12 protein-coding genes and 1 riboswitch are annotated in these 12,118 nt (G+C 69.0%); of the genes, 8 read left to right on the plus strand and 4 right to left on the minus strand.

Annotated features, from left to right (window positions below; genetic code table 11):
• Positions 1–86 precede the first annotated feature (86 nt).
• Positions 87–218, minus strand: a riboswitch (FMN riboswitch).
• A 208-nt stretch (positions 219–426) separates the two neighbouring features.
• On the plus strand, positions 427–1,596 hold the full coding sequence (locus tag E0H50_RS39695; protein ID WP_238151659.1) for a serine/threonine-protein kinase: 1,170 nt from the start codon (positions 427–429) through the stop codon (positions 1,594–1,596).
• Between the two features lie 12 nt (positions 1,597–1,608).
• Here the strand turns inward: E0H50_RS39695 and E0H50_RS39700 are convergent, their stop codons facing one another.
• Positions 1,609–3,609, minus strand: a complete 2,001-nt coding sequence (locus tag E0H50_RS39700; RefSeq protein ID WP_131296318.1) for a vWA domain-containing protein — start codon at positions 3,607–3,609, stop codon at positions 1,609–1,611.
• Between the two features lie 108 nt (positions 3,610–3,717).
• On the opposite strand from E0H50_RS39700, the gene E0H50_RS39705 reads away from it, so the two are divergent.
• The 6 genes from E0H50_RS39705 to E0H50_RS39730 all read left to right on the plus strand — a co-directional run bounded on the left by E0H50_RS39705 (position 3,718) and on the right by E0H50_RS39730 (position 8,428).
• A complete protein-coding gene (locus tag E0H50_RS39705) occupies positions 3,718–4,341 on the plus strand; it encodes a helix-turn-helix domain-containing protein (RefSeq protein ID WP_131296319.1) in 624 nt (207 codons plus the stop codon).
• A 177-nt stretch (positions 4,342–4,518) separates the two neighbouring features.
• Positions 4,519–5,373, plus strand: coding sequence for a substrate-binding periplasmic protein (locus E0H50_RS39710; RefSeq protein ID WP_131296320.1), 855 nt, complete (start codon positions 4,519–4,521; stop codon positions 5,371–5,373).
• Positions 5,373–6,119 (plus strand): amino acid ABC transporter permease, encoded by a 747-nt coding sequence (locus tag E0H50_RS39715; RefSeq protein ID WP_131296321.1) that lies wholly within the window; start codon positions 5,373–5,375, stop codon positions 6,117–6,119. The genes E0H50_RS39710 and E0H50_RS39715 overlap by 1 nt, the downstream gene beginning before the upstream one ends.
• Positions 6,106–6,843: an amino acid ABC transporter ATP-binding protein gene (locus tag E0H50_RS39720; RefSeq protein ID WP_131296322.1), complete on the plus strand. Its 738-nt coding sequence runs from the start codon at positions 6,106–6,108 to the stop codon at positions 6,841–6,843. Before E0H50_RS39715 ends, E0H50_RS39720 begins: the two co-directional genes overlap by 14 nt.
• Positions 6,844–6,911: 68 nt before the next feature.
• On the plus strand, positions 6,912–7,577 hold the full coding sequence (locus tag E0H50_RS39725; RefSeq protein WP_238151660.1) for a polysaccharide deacetylase family protein: 666 nt from the start codon (positions 6,912–6,914) through the stop codon (positions 7,575–7,577).
• Positions 7,578–7,705: 128 nt separating this feature from the next.
• Positions 7,706–8,428 (plus strand): polysaccharide deacetylase family protein, encoded by a 723-nt coding sequence (locus E0H50_RS39730; RefSeq protein ID WP_238151661.1) that lies wholly within the window; start codon positions 7,706–7,708, stop codon positions 8,426–8,428.
• 8 nt (positions 8,429–8,436) lie between these two features.
• Here the strand turns inward: E0H50_RS39730 and E0H50_RS39735 are convergent, their stop codons facing one another.
• Complete coding sequence (locus tag E0H50_RS39735) at positions 8,437–9,189, minus strand: HAD-IIA family hydrolase (RefSeq protein ID WP_238151667.1); 753 nt, start codon at positions 9,187–9,189, stop codon at positions 8,437–8,439.
• A gap of 107 nt (positions 9,190–9,296) precedes the next feature.
• On the opposite strand from E0H50_RS39735, the gene E0H50_RS39740 reads away from it, so the two are divergent.
• Positions 9,297–10,523: an MFS transporter gene (locus tag E0H50_RS39740; protein ID WP_131296325.1), complete on the plus strand. Its 1,227-nt coding sequence runs from the start codon at positions 9,297–9,299 to the stop codon at positions 10,521–10,523.
• Here the strand turns inward: E0H50_RS39740 and rpe are convergent.
• Together rpe and E0H50_RS39750 are read right to left on the minus strand one after the other, a co-directional pair.
• Complete coding sequence (gene rpe, locus E0H50_RS39745) at positions 10,488–11,153, minus strand: ribulose-phosphate 3-epimerase (RefSeq protein WP_131296326.1); 666 nt, start codon at positions 11,151–11,153, stop codon at positions 10,488–10,490. The two genes, E0H50_RS39740 and rpe, sit on opposite strands and share 36 nt — an antisense overlap.
• Before the next feature lie 53 nt (positions 11,154–11,206).
• Positions 11,207–12,055 carry an NAD(P)H-binding protein gene (locus E0H50_RS39750; protein ID WP_131296327.1) on the minus strand — a complete coding sequence of 283 codons (849 nt, stop codon included), beginning with the start codon at positions 12,053–12,055 and terminating at the stop codon, positions 11,207–11,209.
• Between the last annotated feature and the right edge of the window lie 63 nt (positions 12,056–12,118).

The following is a 12,118-nucleotide window of genomic DNA, read 5'->3' on the forward strand; positions in this document are numbered from 1 at the left end:
CGCACTCCGGGGCCTCGACCGGCACGTCTGCTCCGTCGCCCCGCCGGGACACAGGTGACCCAAGGCTCCAGAGCACACCCGCCGACCGCGTGCGCCTCCCATCCGGACTTTCACCGTCGGTCCTGGAATTCCACCAGGTCAACCGATCGCCGAACCGCAGCGACCGGGTCGCGGACTGTAACCGCCGGCTCGGAATTACACCGACCCCGGAGCACGCGAGTGGGTTCACTCGTGCTTCAAGTATGCCCCTCCCCGCAACCCGCACCACGACCCAGGTCACATCCTGAGCCGGCACCCTGACACCAAGCCGCGGTGGCGGTGAACAAGGTAGTTCCTGTTCACCGCCCCCGGGGGGTGTTCCCAGCCCCGGTTGGGCGCACTGCAGGAGCCGGTCGGGGAGGCCGGTGACCCTGTACCTTCTTGCCGGTGGAGGCGTTTGCTGGGCGGTATCGGCTGATCGACCTGATCGGAACCGGCGGGATGGGTTCGGTCTGGCGCGCCTGGGACCTGCGGCGCTCCGCCTACGTCGCGGCCAAGGTCCTCGGGCAGCACGACGCCGGCACTCTGCTGCGCTTCGTCCGGGAGCAGTCGGTACGGATCCAGCACCCGCACGTCGTCGCCCCGCACGGCTGGGCCGCGGACGACGACAAGGTCGTGTTCGCGATGGACCTTGTCCGTGGAGGTTCGGTCGCCACGCTCCTGGGGGACCACGGGCCGCTGCCGCCGGCGTACGTCGCCGTACTGCTCGACCAGCTCCTGCAGGCGCTGTCCGCGGTGCACGCGGCGGGCGTCGTACACCGCGATCTCAAACCCGCGAACCTGCTCCTCGACGCGACCGGCACCGGCCGCCCGCACCTGCGCCTGTCCGACTTCGGCGTCGCCGGGCTGATCGACGAACCGCGCATGACACGGAACAGCACGGTCCTCGGCACCCCTGGCTATCTCGCCCCCGAACAACTGTCCGGCGAGGACCCCGACCCTCGCCAGGACCTGTACGCCGTCGGCGCCGTCGCCCACGAACTCCTCACCGGCGACCGCCCCACCGGTTCCCGCCCGCCCACAGCCGGCCCGTTGGCCGCCTTCATCCACACCTGTACGGCGCCCAACCCAACGGACCGCCCCGCCACAGCCCGAGCCGCAGCCCGCCTACTCGCCGAAACCGGCACCCTCCCGCCCGCGGGCACCCTCCCGTGGACCACCCACCCCGACGCCCCCGAAGTCTTCGACCAACTCCCACCCCTCCCATTCCCCTGGACCCCCACCGGCCCAGCCCACCCCACCGGAACCACCCCGCCGGCCAAGCCCACCCAACCTCCCCAAGCAGCCGGCCCACTCCAACCCACAGCCGAGACCGCCAACTCCACCGTCGGGACTGCGCAGGTTGTCGGGAGCGCTGGGTCTGTGGAGCCTGGTGGGCGGGCGGGGGACACACGGGCTGGAGTGGCGCAGGAGTTTGTGGTGGAGGGCTCGTCGGTTTCGCAGGGTGCTCGGGTGGAGGGGGCGGGGCGGAGGCGGGGGCTGGTTTGGTTGGCGGTGGGTTGTTTTGTGGGGGCTGCGGGGTTGATCGGGAGTGCTGTCTGGGTCCTGGTGCGGTGAAGTCGACGACTGTTACCGCGGTGCCGGTGGGCCGCCCCAGTTGGTCGACTGCGCGGGAGCCGGCTTCTTCCGCAGTCGCGCGACGATCAGCCCGCCGATCAGCAGGAGCACGGCGCCTCCCCCACCGAGCCCGGCGACCAGCGCCACCGGCGTCCCGTCATCCGAGTCGGAACGCCCCTGCACCGGCTCACCGGCCCGGTTCTTGTTACCGGAGTCCCCCGGCTCCGACGGCGTCGTACTCGGTGTCGCACTCGGCGTCTCGGTCGGCGAAGGTGTCACGGACTCACCCGAGACCGGTGTCGCACCGTCGACGTACTCCGGCTTGCCCGCCCCCGCCGTACCGACCACGCCGACGGTGAGGTTCAGCGGGATCGTGAACGCCTTGTCGTTCGTCTTCCGGGTCAGCGACACGGCCAGGTAGTACTCGCCGGGCGTCGACGTTCCGGTGTCCTGGTTGTTGGCCCCGTTGCGGTTCAGGTACCGGATCTCCTTGGTGGTCAGCCCTTTCACCAGCCCGCGCTTGGTCAGCACGGCCTTCGTGTACGAGCCGCCCGGTACGTTCTTGGCGAAGATCGCGAACACGTCTTCACCGGTCGGCGAGATCAGCGCGCTGTCGAGGTACCGGATCCCGTCGATCGCCTCGGCCTGGGCGCCGGCCATCTCCGGGACCGTCACCTGCGCCTGGATCTTCTGGCCCCAGTCGGCCTTCACCCGATACAGCTGGAGCTCGCCCGGCATCAATGTCGTCTTGTACGTACCCGGCTGGAGCAGCGGCGCGTCCGGGAAGCTGGACCCGGGAACGATCTCGCGCGGCGTCGACGCGGACATCTGCGTCCAGACCGGGTCAGCGGCCGCCGCCGGCAGGTGCGCGATCGAGTCGACCGGCGGCTCCTCGTCGACCCGGAGCTCGTACGGCACGCCCTTGAGCTGCAGGTAGTCCTTCCCCGGGTTCACCGTGAGCACCAGCTGATCGGAGTCGGCGCACTCGTCGTTCTTCTTCTCGTACTTCGACCAACTGGCAGCCGTCCCGGTCGCCAGTCCCTGGTCGCCGTCGAAACCCCGCGGGTAGCTCCAGCCGCACTGCTCACCCGTGAGCGTGTTGAGCCGCACCTCGGACCGGATCACGAAGCTGCCGCCGGCCGGACGCCGGAAGCTCACCCCGGCACGCAGGGTCGAACCCTTGATGGTCCGCTTGATCAGGTAGTGCTTCGAGGTGTTGTCCACACCGAACGTGTCGGAGTAGTGGCCCGGGGCAAGCACCGGTGCACCTTCCTGCTGCGGTGCGCCGTGCACCGGCGTCCCCGAGATCCGGAACGGGCGGAAGGCTCGGGTCGACAACCTGCCCAGCCCCGCCTCGAGGTCGATGGTCGAGTCGGCGTCGTAGTAGTCGCCGCGGCCCTCGCGAGCCACGCACTGCAGCTGCGTGCGAGCCTTCCCGCCGACGCGGAAACCGACCACGTCGATCTTCAGGTCGATCCCCTGCTGGGCGATCGACCGCGCCACCGCGCACGGCTCCGGCGCACAGGTCGCCTCGCCGTCCGAGACCAGCACGATCGTGCGCTGACCGACCGGGCCGAGGTCCTTCGCGGCCTGCTGGAGGGCGTAGCCGATCGGAGTCTCACCGTACGGCTTGTACTTGGCGATCGCCGCCTGCAGCTGTGGCCGGTTGCCGGTCCCGATCGGGACGGTCAGCTGGGTATCGGTGCAGGCGCCCGCCTGAGTGCGTTTGAACACGGTCGCGCCGTACACCCGGAGGCCGACCTCGGCCGCCTCGGGGAGCTTGGTCACCACACTCGACAGCGCCGTCCGGGCGGCGGCGATCTTGGTGTGCCCGTCGCCGGCCGGCTCCGCCATCGAGCCCGACGAATCGAGGACCAGCACGAGCTTGCCGCCGCTCGGAGCAGGGTCCGCGAGCGCGGCCGGCGTGGTCAGGCCACCCAGGATCGCGGCCAGCGTGACCGCGAGGAGCGCCCACACCACGGGCCGGCGGCGGTGTGCCTGGTGAGTCGTCATGGTTTCCTCCGGTGAGATTCGCTGCCGCAAACCTTCGCAGTTTGCTATCGCAAATGTCAAGCCTGTTCCAGGCTGGAATTTCCGGTTCGCAAGTGCGAAGATCTTTGCATGGAGCAGACGGCGCACAATCTGCAGCAGCAGGTCGAGCTGTACGGCGAGCCGCTGGGCGAGGTGGTCCGGCGGATCACGGGGCAGCTCGGCCTGACCCAGGGCGGGCTCGCCCAGGTGATCGGCCTGTCCGCGCCGATGCTGTCGCAGCTGGTCAGCGCGCAGCGGGTGAAGATCGGCAATCCCGCGGTGGTCTCCCGGTTGCGGGCTGTGTCCGAGCTCACCGACCTGGCCGTCGCGGGCGGGATCGAGCCCGATCGCGTCGCCCACGAGCTCGACGAGATCCGCGCCGCCACCGGCGCCTACACACGGCCGACCACGGCCCATCCGGCCCGCCCGGCCGCGGCGGGCCAACCCGCCGCAGGGCAGGTCGCAGGGCAGTCCATCGACCCGCCGGCCCGTTTCCTGCGACCCACGACCTACGTCGGCGAGCTGCCCCCGTCCCCGTCGGCGCGCAGTGTCGTCCGGGAGATCCAGGACTTGTTCCGGGCCGTCGCTTCGGCCGAGGAGATCCAGCGAGCGGCCGCCGCCGTGGACTCGCCGGCGATCGCCGAGTTACTGCTTGCCTACGGCACCGGTAGGACAGCCGACGCCTTGGCGCACTACGAGCAGCACCACGGCTGACAGCGCCACGAGCACACCGCCCACGAGCGACAGCACACGGCTGATATAGCACAACCCGAGTAGACATTCGGCGCTGTCTCACGCCTCGTCGGCGCGGAATGCGCGGCATGCGGGTGATGTTGGCTTGCTCCGGCGGGCGGAACGTCCTGCCTTCGTTGACGTTGTGAGGAGACAGTTGTGCGCGCGTTCGGCGCTTTTCGGCGGGTTGTCGCAGTGGTCGGGGCCATCACCTTGGCGAGCGCGATGGTTGCCTGTGGCAGCAATCAGGACAAGTCCGCGGCCGGCGGCGAGGATCTGGGGCTGATGTCGGCGGGGACGCTGCGGATCGGAACCCTGACCGACGCACCGCCGAACGTGTACGTGAAGGACGGGAAGTTCACCGGCTTCGACAACGACCTGATCACCGCGGTCGCGGCGAAGCTGAACCTGAAGCCGGAGTTCGTCGGGACCGACTTCTCCGCGCTGCTGTCGCAGGTGAACGGCGGCCAGTTCGACCTCGGCAGCTCGTCGATCACGGTCACCGAGGCGCGCAAGAAGACGGTTGCGTTCAGCAACGGCTACGACTTCGGCTACCTCGGCCTGAACACCACGAAGACCTCCGGTATCACGTCGTTCGACCAGCTCACCGGCAAGCGGGTCGTAGTCGTCCAGGGCACCGTCCAGGACGACTACGCGACGCAGAAGAACCTGAACCCGGTCCGCGTCCCGAACTACAACGCCGCGCTCGGCCAGCTCAAGGCCGGTACGGCGGACGCGTGGGTGAGCCCGGCCGAGATCGGCGAGAAGATGGCCAAGGAGCAGGGCGGCGGCACGGTGATCCTGGCCGCGAAGGAGCTCAGTGACGCGCCGATGGCGTTCGCGGTGGCGAAGAGCAACGACAAGCTGCGCGAGGCCGTGAACAAGGCGCTCGACGAGGTGATCGCCGACGGCACCTGGACCAAGCTGGTCGAGCAGTACTACCCGGGTCGCGCCGTACCGGCGAACTTCAAGCCGGGCAGCGGATCGGTCAAGTTCACGGCTCCCCAAGCCTGATGGACATCTGGTCCACCCTGAGTGACACCTTCCTCGACTGGGAGTCGATGAAGGCGGTCCTGCCCGAGATGCTGAAGGTAGGACTGGTCAACACTCTGATTCTGGCGGCCGCCTCGGTCGTGCTGGGCACTCTGCTCGGCATGATCGTGGCGGTCCTCGCCTTGTCCAGCAAGCGCTGGCTGCGCTGGCCGGCGAAGATCTACACCGACATCTTCCGCGGCCTGCCCGCGATCCTGACGATCCTGCTGATCGGCCAGGGCCTGTCTCCGATCACTCGGCACTGGTGGGGCCCGAACCCGTACCCGCTCGGCATCCTCGCGCTCTCGCTGATCGCCGCGGCGTACATCGGTGAGATCTTCCGTTCCGGTATCCAGAGCGTGGAGAAGGGGCAGCTCGAGGCCGCCCGTGCGCTGGGCTTCAGCTACCCGAGCGGGATGCGGCTGGTCGTCATCCCGCAAGGGGTACGGCGGGTGCTCCCGGCGCTGGTGAACCAGTTCATCGCGCTCGTGAAGGAGTCGAGCCTGGTCTACTTCCTGGGCCTGCTGGCGAGCCAGCGCGAACTGTTCCGGATCGGTCAGGATGCGGCCGCGACCAACGGCAACCTGTCCCCGTTGCTGCTCGCCGGCATCTTCTACCTGGTGATCACGGTCCCGCTGACGCACTTGGTGAACCACTTCGACAAGCGGCTGCGCGAAGGACGGCCGAGCGACGTACAGCTGGAGGAGGTGGAGCATGCAACACGTTGAGGCCGCGAGCCTGGAGGTGTCCGGTGTCGAGCTCGCGTTCGGCAGCAACAAGGTGCTGCGCGGCGTCGATCTCGTCGTACCGGCCGGGCAGACCGCGTGTGTGATCGGCCCGTCGGGTTCCGGGAAGTCGACGCTGCTGCGCGCGATCAACCGGCTGCTCGAACCGCATGCGGGTGATGTGAAGCTCGGCGGCGAGTCGGTACTGCGCGGCGATCCCGACGTACTGCGTCGACGGATCGGCATGGTGTTCCAGCATTTCAACCTGTTCCCGCACAAGAGCGTGCTCGAGAACATCACGCTTCCGCTGCGCAAGATCAAGAAGCTCGACGCCGACGCCGCCCAGGCCGCGGCCCGGGCGCAGCTCGAGCTCGTCGGCCTTGCCCACAAGGCCGGAGCGCGGCCCGGGAACCTGTCCGGCGGACAGCAGCAGCGGGTCGCGATCGCGCGGGCGCTGGCGATGCAGCCCGAGGTCATGCTGTTCGACGAGGCCACGTCGGCGCTCGATCCCGAGCTGGTCAAGGGCGTGCTGGCGCTGATGGCGGATCTGGCCGCGGCCGGGATGACGATGGTCGTCGTCACCCACGAGATGGGGTTCGCCCGCGAGGTCGCGGATCAGGTCGCGTTCATGGATCACGGGGTCGTGGTCGAGTCCGGCGTACCCGGGCAGATCTTCGGCACGGCCGAGTCGCCGAGGTTGCGGCAGTTCCTGTCCCAGGTGCTCTGACCCCTGGCGGAATTGGTTGCCTGGGGCCACTATGGGATCAGGGCGACCACAGCTGGGGGATGGTTGTGATGAAGAGACGTGTGGCAGTACTGGTCGCGAGCGTCCTGCTCGGGCTGGTGGCGTTGACCGCGCCACCAGCGACCGCTAGGTCGGCCGCGGCGCAGGACCGGGTCAAGTGGGTGTATCTGACGTTCGACGACGGCCCGAGCCCGCGGTACACGGCGCAGATCCTGAAGATTCTTCAGACCTACCGTGTGCGGGCCACGTTCTTCGAGGTCGGGCAGAACGTCAAGCGGTACCCGGCCCTGACCCGGCGCGTCGACCGGCTGGGCCACAGCGTGCAGAACCACTCCTGGTCGCATCCGAATCTCACCAGGGTCAACTGGGCCACCTTCAAGTACCAGGTTCGGACCACCGACCGGTACCTCCGGGCGCAGACCGGCTACACGCCGCGTTGCCTCCGGCCGCCGTACGGCGCGACGAACAAGGCGGTCGCCCAACGGGCCGCGACGCTCGGCAAACGCATCGTCCTCTGGTCCGTCGACCCGCGCGACTGGACCCGGCCAGGGGCGTCGACGATCGCGCGCCGGGTGCTGTCGAAGGTGCGCAGTGGTTCGGTGATCCTGCTCCACGACGGCGGCGGCAACCGCAGTCAGACCGTGGCCGCGCTTCCCACGATCCTCAAGACGCTGAAGGCGCGGGGATACGTCTTCTACCCGCTGTGGTGCACGTAAGCGTCCGGTATCCGTGATTCATTGACGTGGAAGCGGCGTGGTCGCTGGCTTTCGCCGAAAGTTTCCTCAGGGTAGGTCGGGTGAGGAAGTGAACCACCCACCGCCCTGGGGGGAACATGGATGTTCGCTTGACGCGCACGGGCAACAGGGTCATCGGTCTGGGGATGATGATGCTGGCCAGCGCGCTGATCGGCACGGTGGTTGTCGCGTCCGCGAAGTCACCGGCCAAACCAGCTATGCCGCCACCCGCCGCGGCTGCGTCGGTCACGCCGACCACCACACCGCTGCCGACCAAGTACGTCGTACTGACGTTCGACGACGGGCCTGATGCCGAGTACACCCCGAAGGTGCTCGACATCCTCGCGCAGTACGGCGCCAAGGCGACGTTCTTCGAGGTCGGCCAGAACGTCCGCAAGCATCCTGAGCTGACCAAGCGGATCCACGAATCCGGTCACAGCGTGCAGAACCACACGTGGACGCACGCCGACCTCCGCACCCTCAGCGCGGCCGCGTTCCGGCAGCAGGTGACGTCGACGGATACGGCGATCCGGGCTCAGATCGGCAGTACACCGGCCTGCCTGCGACCGCCGTACGGTGGGGTGAACGCAACGGTCCGGCAGCGGGCGAAGGCGCTCGGCAAGGACCTCGTGGTGTGGACCGTGGACTCACGGGACTGGACCAAACCCGGTACCACGGCGATCGTGCAACGCGTGCTGAAGAACGTGCACAGCGGCTCGGTGATCCTGATGCACGACGGCGGCGGCAACCGCGCCCAGACCGTGGCGGCACTCCCCACGATCCTCAAGTCCCTCAAGGCCCAGGGTTACGGCTTCCGCACCTTGACCTGCTAGGACAGGTACTAGGACAGGGCGGTCACGAGTGGTACGACGTCGGCGATCGACTGGACCACGCGGGTCGGGCGGTACGGGAAGCGCTCGACCTCGTGCTCACCGGTCGATCCGGACAGCACGAGCACGCTCCGCAGACCGGCCTCGAGACCGCTGATGATGTCGGTGTCCATCCGGTCACCGATCATCACGGTGGTCTCGGAGTGGCCCTCGATCCGGTTCAGCGCGCTGCGCATCATCAGCGGGTTCGGCTTGCCGACGAAGTACGGCGCGACGCCCGTGGCCCGGGTGATCAGCGCGGCCACCGAGCCGGTCGCCGGCAGCGGACCCTCTTGCGACGGGCCGGTCGGGTCCGGGTTGGTCGCGATGAACCGCGCACCTTCGGCGATCAGCCGGATCGCCCTGGTGATGGCCTCGAACGAGTACGTCCGGGTCTCGCCGAGGACGACGTAGTCGGGGTCGCGCTCGGTCAGCACGTACCCGATCTCGTGCAGCGCGGTGGTCAGTCCCGCCTCGCCGATCACGTACGCCGTCCCGCGCGGCCGCTGGTCGTCGAGGAACTGCGCGGTGGCCAGCGCACTGGTCCAGATCGACCGCTCCGGGATGTCGATGCCCGCGGCAAGCAGCCGGGCGCGGAGGTCGCGCGGGGTGAAGATCGAGTTGTTCGTGAGGACCAGGAACTTCTTGCCGGACGCCTGCAACGTCGCGATGAACTCGCTCGCGCCGGGGATCGCGCGCTCCTCGTGCACGAGTACGCCGTCCATGTCGGTCAGCCAGGTATCCACCGGTTTGTGCTCGCTCACCCGCTCATCGTAGAGGCCGGATCGGCCGGCGCACGGAAACTGTCGGCGGCGGGGGCAAGAATGCGGGCATGGATCTGGCCGGGTACCGCGAGTTGTGGCGAGCGCACGGTGTGATGACACTGCTGGTGTCTTCACTGCTCGCCCGGCTGCCCATGCTCGCGACGATGGTGCCGATCGCGTTCCTCGCCAAGGACGCGAGCGGCTCGTTCCGGTGGGCGGGGATTGTCGCCGGCGCGTACTCGGTCGGCGCGGCGATTGCGGGACCGCTCTGGTCACGCGCTGCCGACCGTCGCGGGCCTCGTGGCGTACTGCTGGCGACCGGGATCGCCTGGAGTCTCGCGCTGTTCGCGATCGCGCTGCTGCCGACAGGGCTGCATCGGTTGTTGCCGCTGCTGGCCTTGATCGCGGGTGCCCTGGTGCCGCCGGTCATGCAGACGTTGCGGGCCGCGTGGCCGCGCGTCGTGTCGGGCCCGGCGCTGCGGACGGCGTACTCGGTGGATGCGACGGCACAGGAGCTGTTGTTCATGGTCGGGCCGATGCTCGGGGCAACCGCGGTGAGTGTGGCGAGCCCGCGGGCCGGCGTCCTGCTCGCGGCGGTGATGTCGGCCGTCTTCATCTGGTGGTACGCGCTCCGACAACCCGAGCCGCTCCCCCGCGATCCGCACACCTCGGTGCCGCTGACCGCGCGGCAACTGCTCTGGCATCGGCACCGGTTGCCGCTGATCCTCGCGTTCGGCCTGTGGGTGATGTCGTTCAACGGGATCTCGCTGGCGATCGTCGCGTTCGCCGACGACCACGGTCAGCGGCTGATCGCCGGGATCTTCGAGGCCGTCTGGGCGTTCGGCAGCCTGGTCGGCGGCGCAGTCGCGGGCGCGTTGCCCGGGCGGCGTACGTCGTACCTGTGGCGGCGGGCTGCTCTCGTCGCGATCGGGATGCTGCTGTGCGTGTTCGCGACCTGGTCGTCGGTGTCGCTCGGGATCGCGTTGACGCTGTCGGGGCTGACGTTGGCACCCGCGATCGGTGCGCTGTACGGGCGGCTGGGTTCCTTGACGCCCGATGTCGCGCGGACCGAGGTGTTCGGGTGGATGGGTAGCGCGGCGACCGGCGGCGCGGCGATCGGTGCCGCGGTGGCAGGTGCGGTGATCGAGAGCTTCGGCGTGCGGTACGTGTGGTTGCTGGCCGCCGTGCTTGCGGCGGTCTCGACGGTGCTGCTGCTGCGCGTGCCGCCGGAGGTCGAGCCGGAGCCGAGTGGGCCCGACTTACCGGCCGGCGGACTGCTCGGCGAGACCGCGTAACTGCTCGACCATCGCGTTCGGGTCGTCGGCGGCGTACACCGCCGAGCCGGCCACGAACACGTCGGCGCCCGCCTCGGCGCAACGCTCGATGGTGTCGGCCGAGACACCGCCGTCAATCTCGATCCACAGGTCCAGGCCGTGCTTGTCGAGCAGCTGGCGGGTGCGGCGGATCTTGGGTACGCACACGTCGAGGAACTTCTGGCCGCCGAAGCCGGGCTCGACGGTCATGATCAGGATCATGTCGAACTCGGACAGCAGGTCCTCGTACGGCTCGATCGGGGTTGCGGGCTTGAGCGCCATCGCGGCGCGCGCGCCCTTGGCCCGGATCTCCCGCGCGGTCCGGATGGGAGCCCGGCAGGCCTCGACGTGGAACGTGACACTCGACGCGCCCGCCTCGACGTACCCCGGCGCCCAGCGGTCCGGGTCCTCGATCATCAGGTGACAGTCGAGCGGCGTGTCGGTCGCCTTGGCCAACGACTCGACCACGGGCATGCCGAGCGTCAGATTCGGCACGAAATGGTTGTCCATCACGTCGACATGCAGCCAGTCCGCGTTCGACACAGCGGCCGCCTCGTCAGCGAGCCGCGCGAAGTCGGCGGACAGGATGCTCGGCGCGATCTGAATCCCCATACCGCCAATCTATCGAGCCCGCCACCACCGCCCACCAGCGCATCCCGCCTGCGCTACCCGGTGAGTTCGGTGGCGAGTACTTCGCGCAGGGTTGTGGCTGGGCGGCCGAGGAGTGCCGGGAGTGTGGGGTCGACGACGGCGAACTCGCCTTGCCGGGCGGCCGCGAAGATGCCCAGCGTCAGATCAGCCAGGAACTCCGGCATCCCCCGGCCGAGCGCAGCCCGCTTCCACTCCTCGTCCGGCACCGTGACCCGGGTGATCTTCCGACCGACGAGCTCCGAGGCGATCGCGGCGATGTCCGCGTAATCCAACAGCTCCGGCCCGGTCAGCGCCGGCGTGATGCCATCCAGACGCCCGGGCTCGGTGAGCGCAAGCGCCGCCGCGTCGGCCAGATCCCGGTGCGCTGTCCAGGAGAACGGCCCGTCCTCCGGCAGGATCAGCTCCCCCGTCTCCAGCGCGGACCGCAGCAGGAACACCGGCGTACTCGCATAGAAACCGTTGCGCAGCGCGGTGAACGGTACGCCGGAGCCGGCCAGATCCTGTTCTGTCGCAGCGTGGCCTCGGGTCGCGACGAACAGCGAGTCCGCGTTCGCGGCTTGGTGGCTCGTGTAGAGGATGCGCTCGGCGCCGGCGGTCTTGGCGAGGTCGATCGCGACGTGGTGCGGCTCCGGATCGGCCGGGCCCGAGACGATCAGCACCTGGGTGGCGCCTTCGAAAGCGTACGCGAGCGAGTCCGGGTCGCCGAAGTCTCCACGGCGTACCCGAATCCCGTGGGCGGCAAGGTCCGCGGCCTTCTCCGGGTCGCGCACGCTGACGCCGAGTTGGTCGATCGGGACCTGCTCGGCGAGTCGGTCGACGACAGCACGCCCGAGACGGCCGCTCGCTCCGGTGACGATGATCATGCGCAGCACCTCGTTATCAATGGATACAGCTTGACGCTATCACTGTTAACACGCTGAGCCAAC

The sequence above is a fragment of the Kribbella sindirgiensis genome, assembly GCF_004331435.1.
In the GTDB taxonomy this organism is placed as follows: Bacteria; Actinomycetota; Actinomycetes; order Propionibacteriales; family Kribbellaceae; genus Kribbella; species Kribbella sindirgiensis.

Excerpts from the sequence above, each read along its gene's own strand:
- E0H50_RS39700 (WP_131296318.1), bottom strand. The coding sequence starts at position 3,609 with ATGACGACTCACCAGGCACACCGCCGCCGGCCCGTGGTGTGGGCGCTC.
- E0H50_RS39705 (WP_131296319.1), top strand. The coding sequence starts at position 3,718 with ATGGAGCAGACGGCGCACAATCTGCAGCAGCAGGTCGAGCTGTACGGC.
- E0H50_RS39715 (WP_131296321.1), top strand. The coding sequence starts at position 5,373 with ATGGACATCTGGTCCACCCTGAGTGACACCTTCCTCGACTGGGAGTCG.
- E0H50_RS39720 (WP_131296322.1), top strand. The coding sequence starts at position 6,106 with ATGCAACACGTTGAGGCCGCGAGCCTGGAGGTGTCCGGTGTCGAGCTC.
- E0H50_RS39725 (WP_238151660.1), top strand. The coding sequence starts at position 6,912 with ATGAAGAGACGTGTGGCAGTACTGGTCGCGAGCGTCCTGCTCGGGCTG.
- E0H50_RS39735 (WP_238151667.1), bottom strand. The coding sequence starts at position 9,189 with ATGGACGGCGTACTCGTGCACGAGGAGCGCGCGATCCCCGGCGCGAGC.
- E0H50_RS39740 (WP_131296325.1), top strand. The coding sequence starts at position 9,297 with ATGGATCTGGCCGGGTACCGCGAGTTGTGGCGAGCGCACGGTGTGATG.
- rpe (WP_131296326.1), bottom strand. The coding sequence starts at position 11,153 with ATGGGGATTCAGATCGCGCCGAGCATCCTGTCCGCCGACTTCGCGCGG.
- E0H50_RS39750 (WP_131296327.1), bottom strand. The coding sequence starts at position 12,055 with ATGATCATCGTCACCGGAGCGAGCGGCCGTCTCGGGCGTGCTGTCGTC.